21 protein-coding genes are annotated in these 25,578 nt (G+C 67.9%); 13 read left to right on the top strand and 8 right to left on the bottom strand.

Annotation, left to right across the window (positions count from 1 at the left end):
* Nucleotides 1-23 precede the first annotated feature (23 nt).
* The 6 genes from ABL312_RS07485 (at nt 24) to ABL312_RS07460 (ending at nt 6,660) form a co-directional block, all read left to right on the top strand.
* A complete protein-coding gene (locus ABL312_RS07485) occupies nt 24-938 on the top strand; it encodes a nitrilase-related carbon-nitrogen hydrolase (RefSeq protein ID WP_349360761.1) in 915 nt (304 codons plus the stop codon).
* A gap of 37 nt (nt 939-975) precedes the next feature.
* The gene (locus tag ABL312_RS07480) at nt 976-1,332 is read left to right on the top strand and encodes a DUF423 domain-containing protein (protein WP_349360760.1); all 357 of its coding nucleotides are present in this window, start codon (nt 976-978) and stop codon (nt 1,330-1,332) included.
* 137 nt (nt 1,333-1,469) lie between these two features.
* A complete protein-coding gene (locus tag ABL312_RS07475) occupies nt 1,470-2,723 on the top strand; it encodes a sarcosine oxidase subunit beta family protein (RefSeq protein WP_349360759.1) in 1,254 nt (417 codons plus the stop codon).
* Between the two features lie 10 nt (nt 2,724-2,733).
* Nucleotides 2,734-3,039 carry a sarcosine oxidase subunit delta gene (locus ABL312_RS07470; RefSeq protein ID WP_349360758.1) on the top strand — a complete coding sequence of 102 codons (306 nt, stop codon included), beginning with the start codon at nt 2,734-2,736 and terminating at the stop codon, nt 3,037-3,039.
* Nucleotides 3,036-6,065 carry a sarcosine oxidase subunit alpha family protein gene (locus tag ABL312_RS07465; RefSeq protein WP_349360757.1) on the top strand — a complete coding sequence of 1,010 codons (3,030 nt, stop codon included), beginning with the start codon at nt 3,036-3,038 and terminating at the stop codon, nt 6,063-6,065. Before ABL312_RS07470 ends, ABL312_RS07465 begins: the two co-directional genes overlap by 4 nt.
* A complete protein-coding gene (locus tag ABL312_RS07460; RefSeq protein WP_349360756.1) occupies nt 6,058-6,660 on the top strand; it encodes a sarcosine oxidase subunit gamma family protein in 603 nt (200 codons plus the stop codon). The genes ABL312_RS07465 and ABL312_RS07460 overlap by 8 nt, the downstream gene beginning before the upstream one ends.
* Before the next feature lie 23 nt (nt 6,661-6,683).
* Here the strand turns inward: ABL312_RS07460 and ABL312_RS07455 are convergent, their stop codons facing one another.
* The 3 genes from ABL312_RS07455 to ABL312_RS07445 all read right to left on the bottom strand — a co-directional run bounded on the left by ABL312_RS07455 (nt 6,684) and on the right by ABL312_RS07445 (nt 12,339).
* A complete protein-coding gene (locus ABL312_RS07455; RefSeq protein WP_349360755.1) occupies nt 6,684-8,909 on the bottom strand; it encodes an EAL domain-containing protein in 2,226 nt (741 codons plus the stop codon).
* 315 nt (nt 8,910-9,224) lie between these two features.
* On the bottom strand, nt 9,225-11,303 hold the full coding sequence (locus ABL312_RS07450) for a M3 family metallopeptidase (RefSeq protein ID WP_374730185.1): 2,079 nt from the start codon (nt 11,301-11,303) through the stop codon (nt 9,225-9,227).
* A gap of 106 nt (nt 11,304-11,409) precedes the next feature.
* Nucleotides 11,410-12,339, bottom strand: coding sequence for an AEC family transporter (locus ABL312_RS07445; protein WP_349360754.1), 930 nt, complete (start codon nt 12,337-12,339; stop codon nt 11,410-11,412).
* Nucleotides 12,340-12,487: 148 nt separating this feature from the next.
* On the opposite strand from ABL312_RS07445, the gene ABL312_RS07440 reads away from it, so the two are divergent.
* Nucleotides 12,488-12,811 (top strand): hypothetical protein, encoded by a 324-nt coding sequence (locus tag ABL312_RS07440; RefSeq protein WP_349360753.1) that lies wholly within the window; start codon nt 12,488-12,490, stop codon nt 12,809-12,811.
* A gap of 558 nt (nt 12,812-13,369) precedes the next feature.
* On the opposite strand, the gene ABL312_RS07435 is transcribed toward ABL312_RS07440, so the two are convergent.
* The 3 genes from ABL312_RS07435 to uvrA all read right to left on the bottom strand — a co-directional run bounded on the left by ABL312_RS07435 (nt 13,370) and on the right by uvrA (nt 17,313).
* The gene (locus ABL312_RS07435) at nt 13,370-13,519 is read right to left on the bottom strand and encodes a DUF1127 domain-containing protein (RefSeq protein WP_349360752.1); all 150 of its coding nucleotides are present in this window, start codon (nt 13,517-13,519) and stop codon (nt 13,370-13,372) included.
* 347 nt (nt 13,520-13,866) lie between these two features.
* Nucleotides 13,867-14,016 carry a DUF1127 domain-containing protein gene (locus ABL312_RS07430; protein ID WP_349360751.1) on the bottom strand — a complete coding sequence of 50 codons (150 nt, stop codon included), beginning with the start codon at nt 14,014-14,016 and terminating at the stop codon, nt 13,867-13,869.
* A 330-nt stretch (nt 14,017-14,346) separates the two neighbouring features.
* Entirely contained in the window at nt 14,347-17,313 is a 2,967-nt protein-coding gene (uvrA, locus tag ABL312_RS07425; protein ID WP_349360750.1) for an excinuclease ABC subunit UvrA, read from the bottom strand.
* 707 nt (nt 17,314-18,020) lie between these two features.
* Between uvrA and ssb the strand changes: the two genes are divergently transcribed.
* The 3 genes from ssb (at nt 18,021) to ABL312_RS07410 (ending at nt 19,686) form a co-directional block, all read left to right on the top strand.
* Nucleotides 18,021-18,605 (top strand): single-stranded DNA-binding protein, encoded by a 585-nt coding sequence (gene ssb, locus ABL312_RS07420; protein WP_349360749.1) that lies wholly within the window; start codon nt 18,021-18,023, stop codon nt 18,603-18,605.
* Between the two features lie 131 nt (nt 18,606-18,736).
* Nucleotides 18,737-19,291: a mismatch-specific DNA-glycosylase gene (locus tag ABL312_RS07415; protein WP_349360748.1), complete on the top strand. Its 555-nt coding sequence runs from the start codon at nt 18,737-18,739 to the stop codon at nt 19,289-19,291.
* Complete coding sequence (locus tag ABL312_RS07410; protein WP_349360747.1) at nt 19,288-19,686, top strand: DUF2306 domain-containing protein; 399 nt, start codon at nt 19,288-19,290, stop codon at nt 19,684-19,686. The genes ABL312_RS07415 and ABL312_RS07410 overlap by 4 nt, the downstream gene beginning before the upstream one ends.
* Nucleotides 19,687-19,736: 50 nt before the next feature.
* Here ABL312_RS07410 and ABL312_RS07405 read toward each other — a convergent pair whose 3' ends face one another.
* Nucleotides 19,737-20,693: a cation diffusion facilitator family transporter gene (locus tag ABL312_RS07405; RefSeq protein WP_349360746.1), complete on the bottom strand. Its 957-nt coding sequence runs from the start codon at nt 20,691-20,693 to the stop codon at nt 19,737-19,739.
* A gap of 342 nt (nt 20,694-21,035) precedes the next feature.
* Here ABL312_RS07405 and ABL312_RS07400 point away from each other — a divergent pair, with 342 nt between their 5' ends.
* Both ABL312_RS07400 and ABL312_RS07395 read left to right on the top strand, forming a co-directional pair.
* Complete coding sequence (locus tag ABL312_RS07400; RefSeq protein WP_349360745.1) at nt 21,036-21,194, top strand: DUF5993 family protein; 159 nt, start codon at nt 21,036-21,038, stop codon at nt 21,192-21,194.
* Nucleotides 21,195-21,207: 13 nt separating this feature from the next.
* Nucleotides 21,208-21,762, top strand: a complete 555-nt coding sequence (locus ABL312_RS07395; protein ID WP_349360744.1) for a disulfide bond formation protein B — start codon at nt 21,208-21,210, stop codon at nt 21,760-21,762.
* Between the two features lie 32 nt (nt 21,763-21,794).
* On the opposite strand, the gene ABL312_RS07390 is transcribed toward ABL312_RS07395, so the two are convergent.
* Entirely contained in the window at nt 21,795-22,430 is a 636-nt protein-coding gene (locus ABL312_RS07390; protein WP_349360743.1) for a MarC family protein, read from the bottom strand.
* 296 nt (nt 22,431-22,726) lie between these two features.
* Here ABL312_RS07390 and gyrA point away from each other — a divergent pair, with 296 nt between their 5' ends.
* Nucleotides 22,727-25,423 (top strand): DNA gyrase subunit A, encoded by a 2,697-nt coding sequence (gene gyrA, locus ABL312_RS07385; protein ID WP_349361361.1) that lies wholly within the window; start codon nt 22,727-22,729, stop codon nt 25,421-25,423.
* The last annotated feature ends 155 nt before the right edge of the window (nt 25,424-25,578 follow it).

Genomic DNA, 25,578 nt, shown 5'->3' with positions numbered 1-25,578 from the left:
TCCGGCCCGTCAGCATCGCACCCATGATGCGCGACAACACTTCACACGACACGTTTTCCATCGCCCTGTGCGCCTACAATCTGGCCCGCACCGGCGCCACGCCCGATGCCTTTCTGCGCGGTGTGGCGGACCGGCTGGAGCGCGCCCGCGCCGATGGCGCGCGCCTGCTCGTGCTGCCGGAGTATCTGAGCGAGGCCTTTCTCGCCTGGAAGCCGGAGGGTCTTGAGCCGACGCAGGAAATCGCCTGGATGGCGGGCGAGGCCGACCGACTGCTGCCCGAGATGAAGCGCCTTGCCGCGCAAGCCGGCGTCGGGCTGGTCGCGGGCTCCGTGCCGCAGGCCGCGCCGGAGGGCGGATATGTCAATCGGGCGCCGGTGTTCCTGCCGGACGGGCGCGAGATCGTCCACGACAAGCTGGCGCTGACGCCCTTCGAGCGCGATCCCGGAAGCTGGGTGCTCACGCCCGGACGGCATGTGCCGGTCTTCGAGATCGACGGGGTGCGCATCGCGCTGCTGATCTGTCTCGACGTGGAAATGCCGGCGCTCTCCTGCCTCCTGGCGCCGGCCCGGCCCGATCTTCTGCTGGTGCCCTCCATGACGTCGAGCCTTGCCGGCTATCATCGCGTGTTCGGCTGTGCCCGCGCGCGGGCGGTGGAACTGATGTGCGCCGTCGGCGTGTGCGGGGTCGTCGGAGCCGCGCCGGGAACGACGCAAAACGACACCAACGTCTCCGGCGCGGCGCTTTATCTGCCGTGCGAACCCTCGCTCGGTTATACAGGGATCGGCGGCGAGGTGCCGCCCGTCGACGGGGAAGACGGCAGCGAGCCCTATCTCGCGGTCGCGGTTCCGGTCGGCGAGATCCGCAAGCTGCGGGACGGCGCGGCGGAAGTCTGGCCCGGCGCCTGGTCGGCCGACGGCGTTTCGGTGCGCCATGCGTGAGGCGCGCGCACCGCGAGAAAACGGTCCGAGCGGGGCGATGCTTCTGCTCGCGGGTCTCGCCGGCGCGGCCGGCGTGGCGCTTGCGGCGGGCGCCAGCCATGCCGCCGCCGGCGCGCTTCTGGAGCCGGCGTCGCGAATGCTGCTCGTGCATGCGCCGCTCTATCTCTTTCTGGCCTTCGCCTTGCGGTGGCGACCGCGGTCGATCTTCGCCGGCATCGGCCTTGTGCTCACCCTCGGCCTGCTGCTTTTCTGCGGAGACCTGCTGGCGCGCGCCTTCGCGGGGACGCGTCTGTTTCCCTTCGCCGCCCCGCTCGGCGGCAGCCTGCTGATCCTGACCTGGGTCGGGGTTGCGGCCGCGGGCCTTGCGTGGTTTCGCAAGACCCGGGACGGTTAGGGGCGGGCGCTGTCGTCCAGGCGACGCAAAGGCTTGCCCGCATGTCGGATTTGCACAAGCCGGACGGGCCGAACGGCGTCACAAAGCCAGAGCGGTCGCGCGATCCGTGACCGCCGCGAGACCAAACCGAGGGTCGCATGACACGTTTTTCCTTCTGGGAGCTGGCCCGCAAGGCCATGAACGCGCATCGGGACTGGGGGCATCAGTGGCGCAAGCCCGAGCCCAAGGCATCCTATGACGTGATCATCATCGGCGCCGGCGGACATGGGCTCGGGACCGCCTATTATCTTGCCAAGGAACATGGGCTGACCAACATCGCCGTTCTGGACAAGGGTTGGCTCGGCGGCGGCAACACGGGCCGCAACACCACCATCGTGCGCTCCAACTACCTGTGGGAGGAAAGCGAGGCGCTCTACGACCACGCGGTGGATCTGTGGCAGGGCCTGTCGCAGGAGCTGAACTACAACGTCATGTATTCCGCGCGCGGCGTGATGATGCTGGCGCATACCGTGCACGACGTGCAGGTGTTCAAGCGCCACGTGCACGCCAACCGGCTCGCCGGCGTGCAGAACGAATGGCTGACGCCCGAAGAGGCGAAGGACTATTGCCCGCCGCTCAACATCGGCAAGAACATCCGCTATCCGGTGATGGGCGCGGCGCTGCAGCGCAAGGCCGGCGTCGCCCGTCACGACGCGGTCGCCTGGGGTTACGCGCGCGGGGCCGACAAATACGGCGTCGACATCATCCAGAACTGCGCGGTCACCGGTATCCGCCGCGGGGCGGATGGCGCGGTGGAGGGTGTGGAGACCACCAGGGGTTTCATCGGCGCGAAGAAGATCGGCGTCGTCGCTGCCGGTCATACCTCCGTGGTGATGGACATGGCGGGGCTCCGCATGCCCCTGGAATCCAATCCGCTTCAGGCGCTGGTGTCCGAGCCGGTGAAGCCGTGCTTTCCCTGCGTGGTGATGTCCAACACGGTGCATGCCTATATCTCCCAGTCCGACAAGGGCGAACTGGTGATCGGCGCGGGCACCGACCAGTATGTGTCCTACAGCCAGACCGGGGGATTGCAGATCACCACGCATACGGTGGATGCCATCTGCGAGCTGTTTCCGATGTTCCGCCGCATGCGGATGCTCAGAAACTGGGGCGGCATCGTCGATGTGACGCCGGACCGCTCGCCGATCATCGCCAAGACGCCGGTGCCGGGGCTCTACGTCAATTGCGGCTGGGGCACGGGCGGCTTCAAGGCGACACCGGGCTCGGCGCATACCTTCGCGCATACCATTGCGCGCGACGAGCCGCATCCGATCAACGCGCCCTTCACGCTCGACCGGTTCCGCACCGGCCGGCTCATCGACGAAGCGGCGGCCGCCGCCGTCGCGCATTGAGGTTCCGCCCATGCTCTTGATCCACTGTCCCTGGTGCGGGGTCGAGCGCCCCGAGATCGAGTTCCGCTGCGGCGGCGAGGCGCATATCGACCGGCCGCGCGCGCCGTCCGAGCTCGACGATCACGAATGGGCCGACTTCCTCTACATGCGCACCAATCCCAAGGGGTTGCTGGCAGAACGCTGGCGGCACGTGCATGGCTGCGGACGCTTCTTCAACGCGGTACGCGACACGGTGAGCGATGCCTTCGTCACCGTCTACAAGACCGGCGAGCCGAGGCCCGACCTCGACACCCTGCGCAAGGAGGGCGGCCAGTGACGCAAGGATCGAGACAGGCCGGGGCTCAGCCTTTTCGCACGGCCTCCGGCGGGCGCATCGACCGAGGCGCGCGGCTGCGCTTCACCTTCGACGGCACGACCTACGAGGGCCATGCCGGCGACACGCTCGCCTCCGCCCTGCTGGCGAACGGCGTGCATCTGATGGGCCGCTCCTTCAAGTATCACCGCCCGCGCGGCGTGGTGACGGCCGGCTCCGAGGAGCCCAACGCGCTCGTCGGCGTGGCGCGCGCGCCCGGTCAGTCGACGCCCAACCTGCGCGCGACCCAGGTCGAGGTCTACGAAGGGCTGAAGGCGGAAAGCCAGAACCGCTGGCCGTCGCTTTCCTTCGACATCGGCGCGATCAACGACAAGCTCGCGCCGCTCTTCGTTGCCGGCTTCTACTACAAGACCTTCATGTGGCCGAAAGGCTTCTGGGATGCGGTCTACGAGCCTGTCATCCGCGCGGCGGCCGGGCTCGGCACCGCGCCGAAGGAGCCCGACACGGACCGCTACGCCAACCGCTACGCCCATTGCGACGTGCTGGTGGCCGGCGCCGGTCCGGCGGGGCTCGCCGCCGCGCTGGCCGCCGCGCGCTCGGGCGCGCGGGTCATTGTGGCCGACGAACAGGCGGAACCGGGCGGCTCGCTGCTGCATGACGGCGCGGCTGCCATCGACGGCACGCCGGGCGCCGAGTGGGTGGCCGCCGTTCTCGCCGAACTGGCGGAGAACGACCGGGTGACGGTGCTGCCGCGCACCACCGTCTTCGGCTATTTCAACCACAATTATCTCGCGCTCGCCGAGCGGGTGACGGATCATCTCGCCACGCCCGACGCCGACAGTCCGCGCGAGCGGATGTGGCAGGTGCGCGCGCGGCAGGTGGTGATCGCCACCGGCGCCATCGAGCGGCCGCTGGTTTTTCCCGACAACGACCGTCCGGGCATCCTGCTGGCCGAGGCCGGGCGCATCTACGCCAACCGCTACGGCGTGCTCCCCGGTCGCGACATCGCCGTCGCCACCGCCTGCGATACCGCCTGGCGCGCCGCGCTGGACTGCGCGGCCGCCGGCGCGCGGATCGTCGTCATCGCCGACATGCGGAGCGATCCGGACCCGGATCTGGTGGCGCAGGCCAAGGCCGCCGGCATTCGCGTGGAAACGAATTGCGTCGTCACCGGCGCGCTCGGCAAGACCCGCGTCAAGGGGATCCTCCTGGGGCGCCCGACCGGCTCGGGCGTGATGGCCGCCGGCGAGGTCGCCTGCGACTGCGTGCTGATGTCGGGCGGCTGGACGCCGAATGTGAGCCTGTATTCGCAGTCGCGCGGCAAGGTCGTGTGGGACGCCGACAAGGGCGCCTTCCTGCCCGGAGCGCCGGTCCAGGCGGAACGTTCGGCCGGGAGCTGTCGCGGTGTCGACGGTCTGGGCGAGGTGCTCGCCGATGGCGCGCGCGCCGGGCTGGAGGCGGCGCAGGCGGCGACCGGCGCGTCGGGCGAGACCTTGAGCTTTTCCGTGCGCGGCGGCGCGGCGGGGGCCGGGGGGACGCTCGGAGCCGTGCCGCACGACCGCGACGCGGCCCGCGTGCGCGCCTTCGTCGATTTCCAGAACGACGTGACGGCCAAGGACGTGAAGCTCGCCGTGCGCGAGGGCATGCATTCCATCGAGCACATCAAGCGCTACACGACCACCGGCATGGCGACCGATCAGGGCCGGCTCTCCAACATGAACGCGCTCGGCATCGCCGCCGACGCGCTGGGGCGCGAGATCCCGCAGGTCGGGCTCACGACCTTCCGTCAGCCCTATACGCCGGTCACCTTCGGCACGCTGGCCACCACCTCGCGCGGCGATGTCTTCGACCCCGTGCGCCGGACGCCGATCCACGAGTGGGCGCATGGCAAGGGCGCGGCCTTCGAGGATGTGGGCCTGTGGAAGCGGGCCTGGTACTTTCCCCAGGCGGGCGAGACCATGCATGACGCGGTCGAGCGCGAATGCCGGACGGTGCGCGAGAGCGTCGGCCTGTTCGATGCCTCGACGCTCGGCAAGATCGAGGTCGTCGGGCCCGATGCGGCGGAGTTCCTGAACCGCATCTACACCAATCCCTGGATAAAGCTCGGGGTGGGGCGTCTGCGCTACGGCCTGATGCTCAACGAGGCCGGCTTCATCATGGACGACGGCGTCGTCGGCCGGCTCGCCGAGGACCGCTTCCATGTCACGACGACAACCGGCGGCGCGCCGCGCGTGCTGGCGCATATGGAAGACTATCTCCAGACGGAGTGGAGCGATCTGAACGTCTGGCTGACCTCCACCACCGAGCAATGGGCGGTGATCGCCGTGCAGGGGCCGAAGGCGCGCGAGGTGATCGCGCCGCTCGTCGACGACATCGACCTGTCGGCCGACGCGATGCCGCATATGTCGGTGCGCGAGGGGCACGTGATGGGCGGGATCCCGACGCGGCTCTTCCGCATGAGCTTCACCGGTGAGGCCGGGTTCGAGATCAACGTGCCGCCGTCCTGCGCGCGCCGGGTGTGGGAGGCCCTTTGGGCGAATGTCGAGGCGGCCGGCGGCTGCGCCTACGGCACGGAGACGATGCACGTGTTGCGGGCCGAAAAGGGCTACATCATCGTCGGTCAGGAAACCGACGGCACCGCGACGCCGGATGACGTCGGCATGTCCTGGGCGATCGGCAAGAAGAAGGCCGATTTCGTCGGCATGCGGTCGCTGGCCCGTCCCGATCTGGTGGCGGAAGGGCGCAAGCAGCTCGTCGGTCTGCTGACACGCGATGCGAAGACCGTTCTGGAGGAGGGCGCGCAGATCACGCGCGCGGCGAAGCCGGCGCTGAAGACCCCGGCGCTCGGCCATGTGACCTCCTCCTATCGCTCGCCGGCCGTGGGCCGCCCCATCGCGCTTGCCATGGTGGCCGACGGTCGCGCCCTGATCGGCGAAACGCTCCATGTGCCCATGCCCGACGGCGCGGTGGCCGTCGAGGTCGTCTCGCCCGTTTTCGTCGATCCCGAAGGAGCCCGGCTGAATGTCTGAGACCCTGCTCCATCGACCGGCGTCGCAGGACGCCGAGGTTCTTTCGTCGCCCGACGTCGCCGTGCATCGCGCGGCTCCGCTCGCCCGGCTCGCCTTTCGCGGAGACGCGGTCGCCGCCGGCAAGGCGGGCGCGGCCTTCGGCGCGTCGCTGCCGATGACACCGCTGGCGTCCAATGCCGTGGGCGAGCGGGCGGCCCTGTGGCTGGGCCCCGACGAATGGCTGCTTCTGGCGGCCGCCGACTGCGCCGGCGATGACGCCGCGACTGTCGACGCGGCTGCCCGTACCCGTGCGGCAAGCCTCGCCGGGGATCTTTCTGCTGCGCTCGACCGCGTGCCGCATGCGCTTGTCGACGTGAGCGAGCGCAATCTGGCGCTCATCGTCGAGGGGCCACGGGCGGCGGATCTGTTGAACACGCAGGTGTTTCTCGACCTCGATCCGGCGGCTTTCCCGGTGGGGCAGGTCACGCGCACGCTCTTCACCAAGGCGGAAATCGTCCTGTGGCGGACGGCGCCCGAGCGTTTCGTGATCGAGGTCTGGCGGTCGTTCGTGCCCTATGTGGACGAGTTGCTGCGCGAAAGCGCGAGAGGGCTGTAGTCCGCGCCCGGTCTCGGCGCGCCTCAGGCGCTTTCGGCGTCGCTGTCGCGCAGGGGCATGGGCTGGGGGCGGCCGAGCAGATAGCCCTGAACCGTGTCGCATCCGATGCTGCGCACGAACTCGAGCTGCTCCGGGGTCTCGACACCTTCGGCCGTGATGGCGATCCCCAGTGCCCGCGCCATGGCGACGATCGCCTTGACGATCGTGTTGCACTCGCGCGACGTAAGACTGTCGCCGATGAAGGTGCGGTCGATCTTCACCGTCGAGATGCGGAAGCGCAGCAGATAAGAGAGCTGCGAATAGCCCGTGCCGAAATCGTCGAGCGCAAGGCGGACGCCCGTCTTGCCAAGTTCGGTGAGTGCCTGAACGATGCTGGGATCGCTGTCGAACAGGCTCGACTCGGTGAGTTCCAGCTGAAGCCTGTGCGGCGGCAATCCCGTGTCCGACAGGATCTTGCGCACCCGCTCGGCAAGGTTGCCCGCAGCTGCCTGTGCCGGCGACAGGTTCACGGAGACAATCGTGTCCTCGTCCCAGCCGGTCGCCGTGCGCGCGGCCCGCGTCAGGATCCAGTCTCCGAGAGCGTCGATCAGCCCGGTTTCCTCCGCCGCCGCGATGATCCTTGGCGGTGGCACCCAGCGCCGCTGCGGATCGTGCCAGCGCAACAGCGTTTCATAGGCCTTGACCCGGTTCGAGGCGAGGGAAACGATCGGCTGAAAGTGCAGCGTGAGTTCGTTGCGCTCGAAGGCCGCGCGCAGGTCGACGGCGAGGCGGTGGCGTTCGCGGGCCACGCGTCCCAGATCGTCGTCGTACACATGGTAGCGATTGCGGCCGAGGTCCTTGGCCCGATAGAGGGCGAGATCCGCATTGCGGACCAGATCGGGCCGTGTGGTGCCGTGATCCGGGGCGAAGGCCACGCCGACGCTGGCGCTGAGCGAATGCACCATGCGCCCGCCCGGACCGAGCTGAAAGGGCGCGTCCAGGCACGACAGGATGCGGGCGACCAGATCGAGCGATCGGGCGCGCTCCTCGCCCCGGAGCGTCCAGTAGATGGAAAACTCGTCGCCGCCCGTGCGCGCGATCAGCACGCGGGGGTCACCGGCGAAGGCCTCGCGGAAGCGGGTCGCGAGCTGGCGGAGCAACTCGTCACCGGTGGGATGACCGTGCAGATCGTTGATCTGCTTGAAGTTGTCCAGATCGACCAGCGCCATGCACAGGCCGTCGTAGTCCGATGACGGCAAGGCAAGGAGAAGGCTCTCGACGTTTTCGTGAAAGGCGGCGCGGCTCAGAACACCGGTCAGATAGTCCTCGTTGGCGACCCGGCGCAATTGGTCCTGCGCATGCTTGAGGTGCGTGATGTCCGATCCCACCCCCTGAAGACCGAGAATGACGCCGGTCTCGCTCACGGCGGGGCGGGCCCGCAGCGACAGCCAGCGCCGGTCCGCTCCGTCCGGCACGCGCAAAGGCACCGTCAGGTCGCGGAAGGCGGTTCGCTGGCGTATCGCCCCGGCGAGGGTCTCGACGTCGCGCGGAGCCGCGTCCTGGTCGAACAGCGAGACGAAATCCTGGCCGCGCAGGCGGGCGGCGGTCTGTCCGAAGACCTCCGCCATGCGCGGCGGCACGGAGACGAGCACACCGTCGGCGTCGATCTCCCAAAGGAAGTCGCTCGCGTTCTCCTCATAGTCCTTGAGCAGCAGGTGAATGACGCCATTGGTGCGCGACAGGCTGGCGACGGTCTGGAAATGCTCCCGAAACCAGTCGGAGGCCTTCAAGATTACGAAGATCTGGATCGCGCAGAAAATCGCCAGCGCAATCGTGCCATAGAGGACCAGGGGCCAGCCGGCGATCGCCAGAGCGAGCGCTGCGCCCGTTCCAAGGGTCGCGACGTAGCAGATGGCCGCGCGCGGCATCGGCGCCAGAACGAAGGCGCCACCGCTGATCATGCCGACGCAGATCGCGGCGATCAGCACCTGCATCGCACCGTCGACGGCGTTGAAGGCAAGGAGCGGCAGCACGCCCCAGCCGATGCCGAGCAGGGCGCTGTGGATCACCAGGGCCGCCTCCACGCGGCCGTGAGCGGTGAGCGGATAGCGTTTGCCGCGCCGCCGCAGCGCGGCGACGAGACCGTAGAGCGCGACGCCGCCGAGAGCGGTGGCCCAGAGCGCAAGAGATGTCAGGTCCAGACGCGACGATCCCGCGCTCCGCGAAAGCGCGGTGACGACAATGGCCAGACAGGCAAGGTTGGCGCCCATGGCGAGCGCCGACACGCGCTGGATGGCCGAAAGTTGTGCCGCACGCAGACGTTTCCCGGCGTCGTCGCAGAGGCGCCCGGGCGCGGTCTCGGCCAAGTCATCTGATGTCTGCGGACCGACCACCTGGCCTCCGGCTTTGAAAGTTCCCTAGCGGTGCCTTGTCATCATCTTATTTCGATTCCCGAAAAAGGATAGTTAAAACGTAAATGTTTCGAATGATTAGGAATCCTGTCAATTTTTACATGGCATACTCTCGGTTTTACTGATGAGTCAATTTCGCCTTCAGGTCGAGTTCCGCGCGCGGCGGCGGCGGTGTCAGGCGGCGAAGCCGCGTTTTTTCAGCAGCGGCCCGGTGTCCGGCAGGGCGCCACGAAAGGCGATATAGGCGGCTTCCGGATCCTGGCGGCCGCCGCTCGCATAGATGTGGCGATGCAGCTTTGCGGCCGTTTCGGGATGGAAGACGTCGCCCGTTTCCTCGAAAGCGGTGAAGGCGTCGGCGTCCATCACCTCCGACCACATGTAGCTGTAGTAGCCCGCGGCATATCCGTCGCCGGAAAAGACATGCGCGAAGTGGGTGGGGCGATGGCGCATCACGATCTCCTGCGGCATGCCGAGCCGGCTCAACACGCCGCGCTCGAGCTCCCGCGCGTCGCGCGTGGCGGCCTGCGGGTCATGGTGGATGTCCAGATCGAACAGCGCGGAGGCCAGATACTCCACGGTCTCGAAGCCCTGGTTGAATGTGCGCGCCGCCAGCAGGCGCTTGGTGAGATCGTCGGGCAGCGGCGCGCCGGTTGTCGCATGAACGGCGAAGGTCGACAGCAGGTCCGGTTGTTCCAGCCAGTGCTCGAAGAGTTGCGAGGGCAGTTCGACGAAGTCGCGGGCGACGGAGGTGCCGGAAATCAGCGGATAGGTCACATCCGACAGGAGCCCGTGCAGGGCATGGCCGAACTCGTGGAAGAGCGTGCGTGCGTCGTCGAAGGTGAGCAGCGTCGGCTCGCCGGCCGGTGCCTTGGCGAAGTTCATGACGTTGACGATGATCGGCCGGATATCGCCTGCCAGCCGTTGCTGCTTGCGGAATGCGCTCATCCAGGCGCCGCTGCGTTTCGAGGCGCGGGCGAAATAGTCGCCGAGGAACAGGCCGATCTCGGAGCCGTCATTGTCGGTGACCGCGAAGGCGCGCACATCCGGATGATAGAGGTCGAGCCCCTTGACCTCCTTGAAGCGCAGGCCGAACAGACGGGACGCGGTGTGGAAGGCCGCCTCGATGATGCGGTCGAGCTGGAAGTAGGGCTTGATCTCGGCATCGTCGAGCGCATGATCGCGCTGGCGCAGCTTCTCCGCATAATAACGCCAGTCCCAGGCCGCGAGCGTGACATTGTCGCCGAGCTCGGCTGCGAGCCCCTGCAACGCCTCGGCCTCCTGCCTTGCGGTCGCGACCGCCGGCTGCCACACGGCCTCGAGCAGGTCGCGCACCCGTTCGGGCGTCTTGGCCATGCTGTCCTCGAGCTTGTAGGCGGCAAAGCTGTCGTAGCCCAGAAGGGCCGCACGCTCCGCCCGCAGCGCCAGCGTTTCGGCAATCAGCGCCCGATTGTCCGTCGGCCCGCCGTTCTCGCCGCGCCGGGTCCAGGCGGTGAACGCCTGTTCGCGCAGGTCGCGACGGGTGGAAAACTGCAGGAACGGCTCGATCAGCGAGCGCGACAGGGTGATGACGTGCTTGCCGGGAAGGCCGCGTTCGCTCGCGGCTTCCGCCGCCGCATGGCGCAGGAACCCCGGCAGGCCGGCGAGATCCGCTTCGGTCTCGAGAACGAGCTGATAGGACGCCTCGTCCGCCAGCATGTTCTGCGCGAATTGCGTGCCCACGACCGCAAGCCGCTCGCCGATCTCGCCGATGCGTTCGCGTCCCGCGTCGTCGAGGGCGGCCCCCGCGCGGCGGAACATCGTGTGATAGCGCTCCAGCACCCGCGCCTGCTCGGCGTCGAGACCGAGCGCGTCGCGCCGCGCCCACAGAGATTCGATGCGCGCGAAGAGGGCCTGATCGAGCAGGATCTCGCTCGACCGGCGGGCGAGCTTCGGCGCGATGTCGCGTTCGATGGCCTGCAACTCCGGCGAGGTATGCGCGCCCGTGAGGTTGAAGAACACGGAGGCGACGCGGGTCAGCGTCTCGCCGGCCCGCTCCAGCGCCACGATGGTATTGGCGAAGTCGGGCTCTTGCCGATTGTCGGCGATTGCCGCGATCTCGCGGCGCTGCTCGGCGAGCGCCTCGTCGAAGGCGGGGGCGAAATGCTCCGGCGCGATCCGCGAGAACGGCGGCAGGCCGAAGGGCGTCGACCAGGATTCGAGAAGCGGATTGGCGGCGGTGGAGTCGGATCCGGTGCCGGTCTGGGACATGGACATGGAAGAAGCCTCGTTCGCGGGTGTCTGCGGGAGAATATGGGGCCGCGCGGGCCGCCTGTCAGCCGTTGGCGCCGTGTCTGTCGCCGTGACCGTCGCCGTCTCCGTCTCAGGCCCCGGCCAGCAGGACGGCCAGCGACACGGTGATCAGTGCGGCGGCGGTGGAGAGAAGGATCGCCGTCGACAGGCGCTGCACCAGAATGCCATAGCGCTCCGCGATCACGAAGACGTTGCCGGCAATGGGCATGGCGGCGATCACGACCAGAAGCGCCGTTTGCGCCGCGTCGAGGCCGAAGGCCGCGCTCGCTGCGATCACCAGCAGCGGATGCAGGATCAGCTTGAAGCCGCACAGCAGCGCGATGGCCTTTCTGTCGCCGCCGGTGCGCCGCTCCGACAGCGAAACGCCGAGCGCGAAAAGCGCCGTCGCGCCGGCGGCATTGCCGAGGAACGCCAGCAGGCGCTCGCCGGCCTGCGGCAGGTCGAGGCCCGACAGCGCCAGGGCGGCGCCGGCGGCAATGGCGAGGATGAAGGGATTGACGAGCATGCCGCGGGCGATGCCGGCGAGCATGCGGGTCGTCTCGCCCGAGCCGCGCCCCCATTCGATCAGCCCGATGGACAGCGGGATGAGCACCGTGAGGTCGACGATCAGCGCCACCGCGATCAGTGGTGCCGCCGCATCGCCGAAGGTCGCGAGCATCAGGGGAAGCGCGAGAAACCCGATGTTGCCGACGGAGGCGGCCTGGCCGGCCAGCGCCAGTTCGCCGATCGGCGCGGCGAACAGCAGGCGCATCGCCGCCATGGCGAGCGCGAAGGCGGCCAGACCCGCGCTCAGCCACACCAGCACCGCCGCGCCGCCGAGCGCGGCCGCGATATCCTGCCCGGACAGCGCCTGGATGATCAGCGCCGGCATGGCGAAATAGAAGACGAAGACGTTGAGGCTGCGCACGGCGCCGTCCGGCATCCAGCCGCGCCGACCGGCGAGATAGCCGAGCGCCACGACCGCGAAGAAGGGCCCCGTGATGCCGAGGACCGTCACCATGTCCTGCCCGGCAAGATCGGGGCGGCGGGGCCAAGGGCGCGGAAGGGCGGGAGATCGGAAGCGTGGGAGCTGCGCATGAGCCCCGTTATGCGCAATTTGCGCCGGTGCGCTCAAGTCCTGTTAACGGGCGTTCGGGCATTCTCGAGGCATGAACGCGCTTTCGATCACCCTCGGCGGTCTCTCGGCCGCCCAGTCGCGCTTCGAAACCTCGGCCCGGCGGATCGTTGCCGGCGGGGCGGAGGCGGGCAATCGCCTTGTCGAGCAGACGACCGGCGACGGGGCGGGCGCGCCGGAGGCCGGGCCGCGGGCCTCGGGCGCCTCGGCCGGAGCGCTGTCGCCCGACACCACCCGCGCGATGATCGACATGATGCAGGCCGAAACGGCCTTCAAGGCCAATGCCAAGGTCGCCGGACGGCTGCAGGACATGCAGCGGGCCTATCTGGACATGATGGCGCCGCGCGACCGCACTTAGGCAGCCCCTCCCGTACGCGCGGCCGCGCACCTGCATCGCTTCCCCGTTGCGTGACGCGCCATGGGCCGGCCCCGCCCGTCATTCGCGGTGACGGGAGAGAAAATCCCTTGAGCGCACGGTCTCGCGGCGCAGTCAGGGACCCTCGAAACAGCCGTATCGGATGAAGGGATGCCGGAAAAACGAACGCCCACCGGCGGGAGGAGGTACCGGTGGGCGTCGTTTTGGAAAAGGCTGGCATTGGGAGGAGGAAGCCAGCCTGTACGGTAGGGCGCTGGGAGGAGGTGCGCCCGTTCCGTTGACCCCGATATGGTCGAGTCGCGCGCCGGTTTCCAGATCAGCCGATGCATAGCAGCCCTGTCTTTTGCGCGGGTCACAAGGCGCCTCCGGACGGCCCGGCTGCAATGGCATCCGGCACCATGATCCCCCGCTCCGCAGATGTCCCGAAAACGCTGCGTCAACCGGTGACGAGCGCGGGCTGACAAAGCAAAAGGGCACCGCCGGATGATCCGGCGATGCCCTTTTGAAACACTGTATCGCGCCTGGCTGCGGCCGAATGCCTCAGCGCATGCTTTTGCGCGCGATGAAGTCGATGTCGCCGCGGCCGATGCCCAGGTCGTTCAGTTCGCGGTTCGAAAGGCGGGACAGTTCGTCGTAGGTGCGACGGTACATCTGCCAGGAATGATATTTGCGCACGAGCGTGTCGAGCATGGGAGTCTCCATCGTCATCTTGCCGGCGTCATGCGAATGGCGACGCACGGGCGGGAATGTTGCGCCGCAGCATTTCGGCCGGGGCGTGTCTGTCTCGGATATGGGGTCGCTCGGTCCGTTCGTGACCGGCCGAAACGGCAGATCGCCCATGCGGCTTTTGCAGATCGCATCGAGGCGGGGCCGGCGCGGGTCGTCGAGCGGAGCGGGGCCTTTGAAAATGCGATCGCCCGCCGGAGGGAGGAGGACCGGCGGGCGACGCATTGTCCGGACGGGATTGGGAGGAGGAGGTCCCGTCCGAGCACGCCAAAGAGATAGGGGAGGAGGTCTATCTCTTTGATCGTGGTTGGTTATCGGCTTGCGCGACGGGCGACGAAAGAGATGTCGCCGCGCGAGATGCCGAGATCGTCGAGCTCGCGGGAGGACAGACGCGACAGTTCCGAAACCGTCGTCTGGTAGGTCCGCCAGGAGCGATACTTGCGAGCAAGCGTGTCAAACATGATGCCCTCGAGGGTCCGCTGCGGTGTCGTCCGGGGTGGTCAACGCCGCGTCAATTCGATGACCGGTAGATAGATTTTTCAGGCCATGAGAAAAAGTGCATTCTGCGCATGGCTGGCGTGCGGATTGTGCAATGCAATAAAAGCGGCTCATCAAGGGTTTGGGTGTGTTTCACGGGCGATGCAGCCGCAGGGCGTGTTGCGCTGCCGCATGACCCGCGCGTGGACGCGGCGCGCAAGGGCCGCACCCGCGTCCACGCCGGGATATCGGGGGAAGGGGGAAGCTGGGACTGGAGGCCAGGCCGGTTTCGGTGCGCCGACCCGGCGTCGGATCTACTCGGCGGCGCTCATGTGGGACGGCGGGCGACGCTCCAGCACCTCGCGCAGGAAGTGGCCGGTGTAGCTGCCCTTGGCCTCGATCACATCCTCCGGCGTGCCGCTGGCGACGATGGTGCCGCCGCCGTCGCCGCCTTCCGGACCGAGGTCGACGATCCAGTCGGCCGTCTTGATGACCTCCAGATTGTGCTCGATCACCAGCACCGTGTTGCCCTGGTCGACCAGCTCGTGCAGCACCTCCAGCAGCTTGGCGACATCGTGGAAGTGCAGGCCGGTGGTCGGTTCGTCGAGAATGTAGAGCGTGCGGCCGGTGGCGCGCTTCGACAGTTCCTTGGCGAGCTTCACCCGTTGCGCCTCGCCGCCCGACAGGGTCGTCGCCTGCTGGCCGACCTTGATGTAGCCGAGGCCCACCCGGTCGAGCGTTTCCAGCTTGTCGCGCACCGCCGGCACGGCGGAGAAGAAGCGCGCGCCTTCCTCCACCGTCATGTCGAGCACGTCGGCGATGGACTTGCCCTTGAACTCCACTTCGAGCGTTTCGCGGTTGTAGCGCTTGCCCTTGCAGACGTCGCAGGTGACGTAGACGTCGGGCAGGAAGTGCATCTCGATCTTGATGACGCCGTCGCCCTGGCAGGCCTCGCAGCGCCCGCCCTTGACGTTGAACGAGAAGCGTCCCGGCGCGTAGCCGCGCGCCTTGGCTTCCGGCAGGCCGGCGAACCAGTCGCGGATCGGCGTGAAGGCGCCGGTGTAGGTCGCCGGGTTGGAGCGCGGCGTGCGCCCGATGGGCGACTGGTCGATGTCGATCACCTTGTCGAGCAGCTCCAGCCCCTCGATGTGGTCGTGCGGGGCCGGCGTGTCGCGCGCGCCGTTGAGGCGGCGTGCGGCCGCCTTGTACAGCGTGTCGATGAGGAAGGTCGACTTCCCGCCGCCGGACACGCCGGTGATGCAGGTGAAGGTGCCGAGCGGAATTTCCGCCGACACGTTCTGCAGGTTGTTGCCGCGCGCCCCGACGACCTTGAGCTTGCGGCTCTTCTTCGGCTTGCGCCGCTCGGCGGGCATGGGGATCGCCATCTTGCCGGACAGATACTGTCCGGTGAGCGAGGCGGAATGGGCCAGGATGTCGTCCGGCGTGCCCTGCGCGATGATCTCGCCGCCGTGGATGCCGGCGCCGGGGCCGATGTCGACCACGTGGTCGGCGGCGAGGATCGCGTCCTCGTCGTGTTCCACGACAATCACCGTGTTGCCGAGATCTCGCAGGTGCTTGAGCGTGCCGAGCAGGCGGGCGTTGTCGCGCTGGTGCAGGCCGATGGAGGGCTCGTCGAGCACGTAAAGCACGCCGGTGAGGCCGGACCCGATCTGCGAGGCGAGGCGGATGCGCTGGCTTTCGCCGCCCGACAATGTGCCGGAATTGCGCGACAGCGACAGATAGTCGAGGCCGACCTCGTTGAGGAAGGTCAGCCGCTCGCGGATTTCCTTGAGGATGCGCGTCGCGATCTCCGACTGCTTGTCGGTGAGCGCGTCGGGCAGCGTCTCGAACCAGGCGCTCGCGTCGCGGATCGACAGCCTTGCGATGTCGCCGATGTGACGGCCGGAGATCTTCACCGCCAGCGCCTCGGGTTTCAGACGGTTGCCGCCGCAGGACGGGCAGGGCCGGTCGGACTGGTAGCGCGACAGTTCGTCCCGCACCCAGTCGGAATCGGTCTCGCGCCAGCGCCGCTCGATGTTGCCGACGACGCCCTCGAAGGTCTTGACGGTTCGGTAGCTGCGCACGCCGTCGTCATAGACGAACTCGATCTTGTCGCCGCCCGAGCCGAACAGGATCGTGTTGCGCACTTCCTCGGGCAGATCCGCCCAGGGCGTTGTCATCGAGGCCTTGAAGTGGCGGCAGATCGCTTCCAGCGTCTGGGTGTAATAGGGCGAGGTGGAGCCGGTCTTGGCCCAGGGCAGCACCGCGCCCTTGCGCAGGCTGAGCGTCTGGTCGGGAACCACCAGATCCGGCTCGAAGGCGAGCGTCGTGCCGAGGCCGTCGCAGGTCGGGCAGGCGCCGAAGGGGTTGTTAAAGGAAAACAGCCGCGGCTCGATCTCCGAGATCGTGAAGCCGGAGACCGGGCAGGCGAATTTCTCGGAAAAGACGATCCGCTCGTGGGTTTCGTTGCGGTTCTGCAGGACGGCGCCGTCTTCCGGCTCGGGCAGCGGCTTGTCCGCGAGTTCCGCGACCGCGATGCCGTCGGCGAGCGCCAGCGCCGTCTCGAAGGAATCGGCCAGCCGCCCGGCGATGTCGTCGCGCACCACGATGCGGTCGACCACCACGTCGATGTCGTGCTTGAGTTTCTTGTCGAGCGCCGGCGCGTCGGCGATTTCGTGGAAGGCGCCGTCGATCTTGACGCGCTGGAAGCCCTTCTTCATCAGCTCGGCGAGATCCTTGCGGTATTCGCCCTTGCGGCCGCGCACGACCGGCGCCAGCAGATAGAGCCGCGTGCCTTCCTCCAGCGCCATCACCCGGTCGACCATCTGGCTCACCGTCTGGCTCTCGATGGGCAGGCCGGTCGCCGGGGAATAGGGCACGCCGATGCGCGCGAACAGCAGACGCAGGTAGTCGTAGATCTCCGTCACCGTGCCGACGGTCGAGCGCGGGTTCTTCGACGTGGTCTTCTGTTCGATGGAGATCGCCGGCGACAGGCCGTCGATCTGGTCGACGTCCGGCTTCTGCATCATCTCCAGGAACTGGCGCGCATAGGCCGACAGGCTCTCGACGTAGCGGCGCTGGCCCTCGGCATAGATCGTGTCGAAGGCGAGCGACGACTTGCCGGACCCCGACAGGCCCGTCATCACGATCAGCTTGTCGCGCGGCAGGTCGAGGTCGACGTTCTTCAGATTGTGCTCCCGTGCGCCGCGCACGCTGAGCAGACGCTCGTCGCCCGGCTGGGGCAGGGCGGTGGCGGAGGACGGGGTGCGGGTCTTGGCCATGGGGCGGTCCCTGAATAAAGGTGCCAGAAAGAGGTGGCAGAAGGGCAGTGTGACTGCCCGCAGATGCGGTGCGAGTGAACGTGCAGGACGGGGCGGTGTGCGGGCCCTTCTACGACATGCGGCCCGTGGCGTCGATTGGCGCCGTGGCGCCGGTCGGCGAGGAGGGGCGCCGTGCCCGGGCCGATACCAGCGTGTACGTAGCCGCGCCTGAGTCCGATCTCATGAACGTAAGCAGAACATTCGCGGTTCGGCAAGCGCCAGTCGCGCGTGCGCACGGACAGCGCCGACCTGCGCGGGCCGCGCAGGGCGGCGCGGCGGCGGATTTCCGCTTGTCTTGCCCGGCGGAGTATGGAACGAATAAGGAACATCCTGACTCGTGCGGTGGGCGATTGTGGAAAAGCGCCGGTTTCGCATGCATCCCCCGCGCGGCGGGCCTCTGGAGGGCCTAAGGTGCGCGGAGTGTCCGGCATGTGCCCCACGGTCTGCGATCCGGCATCGGGACGCGGGCAATGCCGACAACGAGATACAACGCTGAAATCCTCGCCGGGGTTTCGGCCATCACCCCCGGCCTCGATGCAGCCAGCGCGCGGGTCCGTCGACCCCGGCCGCGGCACGGGGCCACGGCATGAGACCGGGGCTCGGGACCGGGGCACGGGACTGCGGCATGGCGACGGGGCCCCGGGGGATCAACGAACGAGGAGACAAGCATGTCGGGAAGCGTCAACAAGGTGATCCTGGTCGGCAATCTGGGCGCCGATCCGGAAGTCCGCCGCATGCAGGACGGGCGGCCGGTGGTGAACCTGCGCGTCGCGACGTCCGAGAACTGGCGGGACCGCAACACCGGCGAGCGGCGTGAGCGCACGGAGTGGCATCGGGTCGTGATCTTCAACGAGGGTCTGGCCAAGGTCGCGGAGAACTATCTGCGCAAGGGCTCCAAGATCTATGTCGAGGGCCAGTTGCAGACCCGCAAGTGGCAGGACCAGTCGGGTCAGGATCGCTATTCGACCGAGGTCGTGCTGCAGGGGTTCAACTCCTCGCTGACCATGCTGGACGGACGCGGCGAGGGTGGCGGCCAAGGCGGTGGCGGCGGCTTCGGCGGCGGTCAGGGCCGCTCGGGCGGCGGCTACATCGACCAGGGGCCTGGCGGTTACGATCAGGGCGGCTACGACCAGGGCGGCTATGGCGGCGGCCAGGGTGGTGGCCAGGGCGGCGGTCAGGGCGGCGGTCAGGGGGGCGGCCAGAAGGGCGGCTTCGGCGGCGGCGGCGACATGGACGACGAGATCCCGTTCTGAAGTCCGGGCTCGCCGACGTTCGCGCCTCGTCTTGTTTGCGCTGTGCCTTGAATGAGGCCGCGCGGGCTGTCCGTCCGCGCGGCGTGACCGGGCGATGAAACGCTCGCGGCCATGAAGCAGGCGGAGGCGATGTGGCTGACGCGAAGGCGGTGACAGGGTCCCATATTCTTCCCGACGTCCTTCCCGACGTCCTTCCCGACGTTTTGGCGCCGGGTCTTCGCGTCGTGTTCTGCGGCACCGGGGCGGGGACGAAGTCGGCCAGGGTGCGCGCCTATTACGCCGGGCCCGGCAACCGCTTCTGGCCCATGCTCGCCGAGACCGGGCTGACCCCGCATCGGATCGCGCCGTCGGACTATCGCGCCATTCTCCGCCACGGGCTCGGGCTCACCGACATCGCCAAGGCGCATGTCGGCAGCGACGCGGTGCTGGATCGCTCCCATGTCGACGCGGAGGGCTTGCGCGACCGGATTTCCGCCGTCGCCCCCCGGTTTCTGGCCTTCACCAGCAAGCGGGCCGCAGGTCTGTATCTCCGGCGGCCCACCGGGCGGATCGATTATGGTCTGCAGGCGGAACGCATCGGCGAGACAATTCTTTTCGTTCTGCCGTCGCCCTCCGGCGCGGCGCGCGGGGTCTGGACGCCGGTGCCCTGGCATGAGCTGGCGGAGCTTGCGGGGAGAGCCGGATGACGCTGGAACCGCTGCTCGCCGCCGGTCCGGCGATCCAGATCCATACGGCGGCGGCGCTGCTGGCGGTTGTCCTGACACCGGTTCAGCTTCTGGCGGGCAAGGGCACGGCTGTGCATCGCACGAGCGGTTACCTCTGGGCGCTGGCGATGCTGGTCGTCGCGCTCTCGTCCTTCTGGATCCACACGATCCGCGTCGTCGGCCCCTGGAGCCCGATCCATCTGCTGTCGGTCTGGGTGGTCGCGATGCTGCCGCTTGCGTTGCTGGCCGCCCGGCGCGGCCGGGTGCGGACGCACCGCAACGCCATGATCGCCTTCGTCGTCGGCGCCCTGCTCATCGCGGGCGGCTTCACGCTGATGCCGGGGCGCATCATGCACGGCGTTCTGTTCGGCGGGTGACGCGGCGATCCGGGCCGCGCCCGCCCCGCGCGTCTCATGGGGCGCGCCGCTCAGGCGTCGGGATCGAGCGCGGCGCGCTCGGCCGCCAGCATTTCCCGGTGATGACGCGTGGCCTGCACCTCGATGAAGACACGCCGGACGATGGGGAACTGGCGCTTGATCGCCACTTCCAGCGCATAGATCGCTTCCTCCACGGCGCCGGCCGTGAGGCGGTCCTCGAAATCGACGGACAGGGCCAGCAACACATCCTGCGGCCCACGGTGCAGGGTGCGGATCTCGTTCATGCGGCTGACCGTGGGCGTCGCCTCGACGAGGTTGCGGATCGTGTCCACGACCTCCGGCGCCGCCGATTCTCCGACCAGAAGCCCCTTTGTCTCATAGGCGAGGAAGGCGGCCGTCGCCGCGAGGATCAACCCGATCGTCACCGAGGCCGCGCCGTCGAGCCAGGGCAGGCCGAGGATCTGGACGGCGAGAAGGCCGACGAGCGCCACGATCAGGCCGAGCATGGCGGCGGTGTCCTCGAACAGCACGGTGAAGACCGCCGGGTCCTTGCTGTCGCGCACCGCCTTGAGGATGCTGCGCTTGCCGCGCACCTTGTTGAATTCCTTGTAGGCGACCCACCAGGCACCGGCCTCGAACACGATCGCAAGCCCCAGAACCACATAGGCCACGATCGGCGAGGTGATCGGATGCGGGTCGATGATCTTCTGGATGCCTTCGTAGATCGAGATGCCCGCGCCGACGGCGAAGATCAGGATCGCGACCACGAACGCCCAGAAATACAGCTCGACGCCATACCCGAAAGGGTGTTTTTCGTCAGCCGGTTGCTTGGCTTTCTTCAAGCCGTATAGCAAGAGCCCCTGGTTGCCCGTGTCGACCAGCGAGTGAATGCCCTCCGACAGCATGGCCGACGAGCCGGTGTAGGCGGCGGCGAAGAACTTGGTGATGGCGATCAGTCCGTTGCCGATCAGCGCGGCGTAGATGACCTTTTTCGAGCCGGCAGCCATGGGCGGTCCTTTTCGGTGTCTTGCATGAGGGCCCGAGCCGGGCGACGTCACATGTGTCCGTCGGGAGTATCTTTCGGCCGGCATCTGCGCACAGTCCATGCCATGGCCACAAGACAGGGACGCGACTCGGCGCGCGTTCGTCAAGGGGCGGGCGGCGCGGTTTCCGTGTGACGGGTCCTGCGGGCACGGGTCCGCGGGGAGGGATATCCGCCATTAACGCCAAGGTGACGCAAAGGTGCGAGGACGACCCCAATCGGTCGAGGCGCTCTCGTGACCCACTCGCGACGGGGCGCCCCGTATCGTCCGGCCCGGATCTTCAACGCCCTGCGGAGGTGCAAAGACGTGTTCCTGACCCTGTTGTTCGCGACCATCACGGCGGCCCTCGTCGGCGCCGCGATCGGCTCCCCGAGGCTTGCCACCGGCCTGACGGGCGCGGCGATGATCCTGGCGCTTGGCGTCTATGCCTATCACGCGTCCGATTCCCTGCCGTTGTCCTTCTGAAGGGGGATCCGACATGCTGAGCCATCGCACCGAACGCTTTCTCAATGTCCTCGCGCTGTTCGCGATTTCCGCCGTCCTGATCGTCGCCTTCGCCGATCAGATCCTGCTCGGCGAGCTTCCCTGTCCGCTCTGCCTGCTGCAGCGGGCGGGTTTCCTGCTGCTGGCCATCGGTCCGGTGCTGACCGTGATGCGCGGGCCGCAGGCGGCGCACTACGGGGTGACGATCCTGGCCGCGCTGCTCGGGGCGGGCTTCGCGGGGCGCCAGGTGCTGCTGCATATCCTCCCCGGAGATCCGGGCTACGGAAGCCCCTTCCTCGGCCTGCATTTCTACACCTGGGCCTTCGTCGTCTTCGTGGCGGCGCTTCTTGCGTGCGCGGTCATGCTGCTTCTGCGCGATCCCGCCCCGGTGGCTGACGAGGACAAGGAACGCGCGGGCCGGCCGGTCCTCGGCGGTGTCGCGGTGGCGTTGATCGTTGTGCTCGCGGGCCTGAACACGGGCAGCACGCTGCTGGAATGCGGCTTCGATGTGTGTCCCGGCGATCCGACGGAGTATCGGCTCTTGCGGTGACGGAGCCGCATGACCGGACCGCGAGCGCCCGATCAGGCGTTCGCGGCGATGAAGGCGCGCACGCCGTCGGCGATGAATTGCACGGACAGCGCGGCGAGCAGAACGCCGAGCAGGCGGGTCACCACCATGGCGGCGGTGTCGCCCATCAGCCGTTCGATCTTGTCCGCGAGCAGGAAGGACAGGAAGCACAGCGCCACCAGCAGCGCGATCACCGCCGCGAGCCCGAACAGCGACAGCGTGTCGGGGGCCTGCGAGGCGAGCAGGATCACCGCGCTGATGGCGGCCGGTCCGGCGATCAGCGGGATGGCGAGCGGGAACACGGCGACGTCGCTCGGATCCTCCTGATGCGAGGCCGCCTTTTCCGCCGATTCCGATTTCCGGCGGTTGCGCTTCTCGAACACCATCTCGATGGCGATCATGAGCAGCAGCAGCCCGCCGGCGATCTGGAAGGCGGGAACGGAGATGCCGAGCGCCGACAGAAGGTTCTTTCCCGCGACCAGGAACAGGAACAGGATCGCGCCGCCGATCAGGATCGCGCGCACCGCCACACGCCGGCGCGCGACCGCCGTGGCGCCCGAGGTGACCGCCAGAAACATGGGCGCAAGCCCCACCGGATCGATGGTCACGAAGAGCGTCGCGAAGGCGTTGACGAGATAGTCTGCGAGCATCCGCTGGTCCCTGGGGCGAGTCGCTTTCCGACCCTTATATCAGCCAAAACGGCGCCTGTGGGGGCAGGGGCGCGCAGTGCTCTGCACAATTTCCTTTCCGGCACCTGCAAGGTCTTGAAAACGCAAGGCTAATCCGCGAGCTCAAACGTGTCGCGGATTTGTCGCACAGGGCGGAATCGGCTATAAGTTTCAAAGACATTCAACAGATGTGAGTCACCCCCTTGGCAGATCGGGATACGAGTGCACCGTCGGGCGGCCTGCCGTCCGACATCCGCCCTGTTTCCATTACCGACGAAATGAAGCGCAGCTATCTCGATTACGCGATGAGCGTGATCGTGAGCCGTGCGCTTCCCGACGTGCGCGACGGCCTGAAGCCCGTGCATCGGCGCATCCTCTATTCGATGCACGAGAACGGCTACGAGTGGAACAAGCCCTATCGCAAGTCCGCCCGCGTGGTCGGCGACGTCATGGGTAAGTATCACCCGCATGGCGACAGCGCGATCTACGACGCGCTGGTGCGCATGGCGCAGAATTTCTCCCTGCGCCTGCCGCTGATCGACGGGCAGGGCAACTTCGGCTCCGTCGACGGCGATCCGGCCGCGGCCATGCGCTACACCGAGTGCCGTCTGCAGAAGGTGACCCAGAGCCTGCTCGACGACATCGACAAGGACACGGTCAACTTCCAGGACAACTACGACAATTCGGAGAGCGAACCGGTCGTTTTGCCGGCCAAGTTTCCGAATCTGCTGGTCAACGGCGCCGGCGGCATCGCGGTCGGCATGGCGACCAACATCCCGCCGCACAACCTCGGAGAGGTCATCGACGGCGCCATCGCGCTGATGGACGATCCGGGGCTGACCTCGGCCGATCTGATGGAGATCATTCCGGGTCCGGACTTCCCCACCGGGGGCATCATCCTCGGGCGTTCGGGCATCCGCTCCGCCTATGAAGCCGCGCGCGGTTCCATCGTGATGCGCGGGCGCGCCGAGGTGGAGGAACTGCGCAAGGACCGCTACGCCATCGTCGTCACCGAAATTCCCTATCAGGTGAACAAGTCGGCGATGATCGAGAAGATCGCCGAGCATGTGCGCGAGAAGCGGATCGAGGGCATCTCCGACATTCGCGACGAATCCGACCGCTCGGGCATGCGCGTCGTCATCGAGCTGAAGCGCGACGCGGTGGCCGATGTGGTGCTGAACCAGCTCTACCGGTTCTCGGCCCTGCAGACGACCTTCGGCGCCAACATGGTGGCGCTGAACGGTGGCCGGCCGGAGCAGCTCGGCCTGCGCGACATGCTGGACGCCTTCATCGGCTTCCGCGAGGAGGTGATCGGCCGGCGGACCCGCTTCCTGCTCAACAAGGCGCGCGACCGCGCCCATGTCCTCGTCGGTCTGGCGATCGCGGTCGCCAACATCGACGAGGTGATCGCGCTGATCCGCAGCGCGCCGGATCCGGCGACGGCACGCGCCCAGTTGATGGAGCGCCACTGGCCGGCGCGCGACGTCGAGCCGCTCATCATGCTCATCGACGATCCGCGCCACATGGTGCAGGAGGACGGCACCTATCGCCTGTCGGAAGAGCAGGCGCGCGCCATTCTCGACCTGCGCCTGCAGCGGCTGACGGCGCTCGGGCGCGACGAGATCGGCGACGAGCTGAACAAGATCGGCGAGGAAATCCGCGACTATCTGGAAATCCTGCGCTCGCGCGCCCGCATCCTCGGGATCATTCGCGAGGAGCTGACGGCGATCAAGGAAGAGTTCGCCACGCCCCGGCGCACCGAGATCGTCGAGGGCGGCGCGGATCTGGAGGACGAGGACCTCATCCAGCGCGAGGACATGGTCGTTACGGTGAGCCATGCCGGCTACATCAAGCGCGTGCCGCTCGACACCTATCGGGCCCAGCGCCGCGGCGGCAAGGGCCGCTCGGGAATGGCGACCAAGGACGAGGATTTCGTCACCCGGCTCTTCGTGGCCAATACCCACACGCCGGTGCTGTTCTTCTCCTCGCGCGGCATCGCCTACAAGATGAAGGTGTGGCGCCTGCCGGTCGGTGGCCCGACGTCGCGCGGCAAGGCGCTCGTCAACATGCTGCCGCTGGAGCAGGGCGAGCAGATCACCTCGATCCTGCCGTTGCCGGAGGATGAGGACAGCTGGGCGGATCTCGACGTGATGTTCGCCACGCGGCGCGGCACGGTGCGGCGCAACAAGCTGTCCGACTTCGCGCAGATCAACAAGAACGGCAAGATCGCGATGAAGCTGGAGGAGGGCGACGGCATCGTCGGCGTCTTCACCTGCACCGACTATGACGACGTGCATCTGACGACCGCGCTCGGACAGTGCATCCGCTTCGCCGTCACGGACGTGCGCGTCTTCGCGGGCCGCAACTCGGTCGGCGTGCGCGGCATCAATCTGGCCGACGGCGATCACGTCATCTCCATGTCGATCCTGCGCCACTTCGAGTGCACGGCGGACGAGCGCAGCGCCTATCTGCGTCTGCGCCGGCTGATGCGCGGCGAGGGCGACGACACCGCCGAGGCCAACGGGGAGGAGGAGACGGCGGTGGCCGGCGAGCTGTCGCAGGAGCGCTACGCGGCGATGAGTGCGGCCGAGCAGGTGATCCTGACCCTGTCCGAGAACGGCTACGGCAAGCGCTCGTCGTCCTTCGAGTACCGGGTGACCGGGCGCGGCGGCAAGGGCATCACGGCGATGGCGGTCACGAGCCGCAACGGTCCGCTGGTTGCCTCCTTCCCCGTGGAGGACAGCGACCAGATCATGCTGGTGACCAACGGCGGCCAGTTGATCCGCTGTCCGGTCGACGGCATCCGGATCGCCGGCCGCGCGACCCAGGGCGTGATCGTCTTCAACACGTCGGAGGGCGAGAAGGTCGTCTCCGTGTCGCGGATCTCGGAGGCCGATGCCGACGAGAACGGCGAGGCGGAGGAGGCCGGTCCGGAGAGCCCGGGTCCCGAGGACGCCCCCGACACGGGCGCGTAAGCCGCACGCATTGGCATGAACCTGGAAAAAGGCGCCTTTCGGGGCGCCTTTTTTGCGACAGGCGGCAGGGAGGGGATCGAAGGCGGGGGCAGGAACGGCAAAGGCGACGCCCGATCTCTCGGCGCGTCGCCTTTTGCAGTGCGATTCGGGTGGCG

The sequence above is a fragment of the Stappia sp. genome (assembly GCF_040110915.1).
Taxonomy (GTDB): domain Bacteria; phylum Pseudomonadota; class Alphaproteobacteria; order Rhizobiales; family Stappiaceae; genus Stappia.
Note: the sequence above shows the minus strand (reverse complement) of the source record. Positions and strands in the feature narration are given on the sequence as shown.

Excerpts from the sequence above, each read along its gene's own strand:
- ABL312_RS07450 (WP_374730185.1), bottom strand. The coding sequence starts at position 11,303 with ATGTCCATGTCCCAGACCGGCACCGGATCCGACTCCACCGCCGCCAAT.
- ABL312_RS07410 (WP_349360747.1), top strand. The coding sequence starts at position 19,288 with ATGACGCTGGAACCGCTGCTCGCCGCCGGTCCGGCGATCCAGATCCAT.
- ABL312_RS07390 (WP_349360743.1), bottom strand. The coding sequence starts at position 22,430 with ATGCTCGCAGACTATCTCGTCAACGCCTTCGCGACGCTCTTCGTGACC.
- ABL312_RS07395 (WP_349360744.1), top strand. The coding sequence starts at position 21,208 with ATGCTGAGCCATCGCACCGAACGCTTTCTCAATGTCCTCGCGCTGTTC.
- ABL312_RS07470 (WP_349360758.1), top strand. The coding sequence starts at position 2,734 with ATGCTCTTGATCCACTGTCCCTGGTGCGGGGTCGAGCGCCCCGAGATC.
- uvrA (WP_349360750.1), bottom strand. The coding sequence starts at position 17,313 with ATGGCCAAGACCCGCACCCCGTCCTCCGCCACCGCCCTGCCCCAGCCG.
- ABL312_RS07455 (WP_349360755.1), bottom strand. The coding sequence starts at position 8,909 with ATGGGCGCCAACCTTGCCTGTCTGGCCATTGTCGTCACCGCGCTTTCG.
- gyrA (WP_349361361.1), top strand. The coding sequence starts at position 22,727 with ATGAAGCGCAGCTATCTCGATTACGCGATGAGCGTGATCGTGAGCCGT.
- ABL312_RS07435 (WP_349360752.1), bottom strand. The coding sequence starts at position 13,519 with ATGCTCGACACGCTCGTGCGCAAATATCATTCCTGGCAGATGTACCGT.
- ABL312_RS07445 (WP_349360754.1), bottom strand. The coding sequence starts at position 12,339 with ATGGTGACGGTCCTCGGCATCACGGGGCCCTTCTTCGCGGTCGTGGCG.
- ABL312_RS07475 (WP_349360759.1), top strand. The coding sequence starts at position 1,470 with ATGACACGTTTTTCCTTCTGGGAGCTGGCCCGCAAGGCCATGAACGCG.
- ssb (WP_349360749.1), top strand. The coding sequence starts at position 18,021 with ATGTCGGGAAGCGTCAACAAGGTGATCCTGGTCGGCAATCTGGGCGCC.
- ABL312_RS07405 (WP_349360746.1), bottom strand. The coding sequence starts at position 20,693 with ATGGCTGCCGGCTCGAAAAAGGTCATCTACGCCGCGCTGATCGGCAAC.
- ABL312_RS07460 (WP_349360756.1), top strand. The coding sequence starts at position 6,058 with ATGTCTGAGACCCTGCTCCATCGACCGGCGTCGCAGGACGCCGAGGTT.
- ABL312_RS07485 (WP_349360761.1), top strand. The coding sequence starts at position 24 with ATGATGCGCGACAACACTTCACACGACACGTTTTCCATCGCCCTGTGC.
- ABL312_RS07430 (WP_349360751.1), bottom strand. The coding sequence starts at position 14,016 with ATGTTTGACACGCTTGCTCGCAAGTATCGCTCCTGGCGGACCTACCAG.
- ABL312_RS07440 (WP_349360753.1), top strand. The coding sequence starts at position 12,488 with ATGAACGCGCTTTCGATCACCCTCGGCGGTCTCTCGGCCGCCCAGTCG.
- ABL312_RS07480 (WP_349360760.1), top strand. The coding sequence starts at position 976 with ATGCTTCTGCTCGCGGGTCTCGCCGGCGCGGCCGGCGTGGCGCTTGCG.